Raw genomic sequence first — 845 nt, 5'->3', positions numbered from 1 at the left:
CCCCACACCTGATGGCCCCAGTAATACGATATTTTCATTACGTTCTATGAAGCTGAGTGAGCGTAACGACTGGAGTTGCTTCTGCGGTGCTCCGGTGGCGAATGTGAAGTCATACTCTTCGAACGTTTTCACCGCCGGGAAGGCTGCCATTCGGGTATACATCGCCTGTTTACGTTGATGACGTGCCAGTTTTTCTTCATGAAGCAGATGCTCCAGGAAGTCCATATAACTCCATTCCTGGTCTACTGCCTGTTGTGACAGCGCAGGCGCTGCGCTTATAAGGCTTTCCAGTTGCAACTGCCCGGCGAGCGCCATCAGTCGTTGATGTTGCAGTTCCATCATCACGCCACTCCTCTGCAGAATGAGTCGTAGATGGAGAGTGGATGATGCAGGGGGTGTTTGTCGAAGTTCACCAGATTTTCACCAGGATGCACGTCATACTCTTTTTTCTCCGGAGGCAGTGCCAGCATGGACTGCTGCTCTTCGAGCCAGCGATCGCAGGGACGGGCCTGGATTGTTTCATGCTTTCGTTGGTTAGCGACATCGTGCAGCCAGCGCAGACCGTGGCGGTTGGCTGTTTCAACATCGACAGTGATCCCCATCGGGCGCAGGCGAGTCATTAGTGGGATGTAAAAACTGTTACGGGTGTACTGCACCATCCGTTCCACCTTACCTTTAGTCTGTGCCCTGAAGGGGCGACACAGTCGGGGAGAGAAGCCCATCTCCTTGCCGAACTGCCACAGCGAAGGATGGAACCGGTGCTGACCTGTCTGATATGCGTCACGTTGCAGAACCACAGTTTTCATATTGTCATACAACACTTCGCGCGGCACACCACCAAAGAA

At 53.3% G+C, this 845-nt stretch carries 2 pseudogenes; both read right to left on the bottom strand.

What is annotated here, in order from left to right:
* A pseudogene (istB, locus tag EA14781_RS21990) lies at positions 1 to 345 on the bottom strand (IS21-like element IS100kyp family helper ATPase IstB); the annotation flags it as partial.
* Positions 342 to 845, bottom strand: a pseudogene (istA, locus tag EA14781_RS21985) (IS21-like element IS100 family transposase); the annotation flags it as partial. The pseudogenes istA and istB, both read right to left, overlap by 4 nt.

Origin of the sequence: Escherichia albertii NBRC 107761 = DSM 17582, assembly GCF_000759775.1 — a bacterium.
Classification (GTDB): domain Bacteria; phylum Pseudomonadota; class Gammaproteobacteria; order Enterobacterales; family Enterobacteriaceae; genus Escherichia; species Escherichia albertii.
Note: the sequence above shows the minus strand (reverse complement) of the source record. Positions and strands in the feature narration are given on the sequence as shown.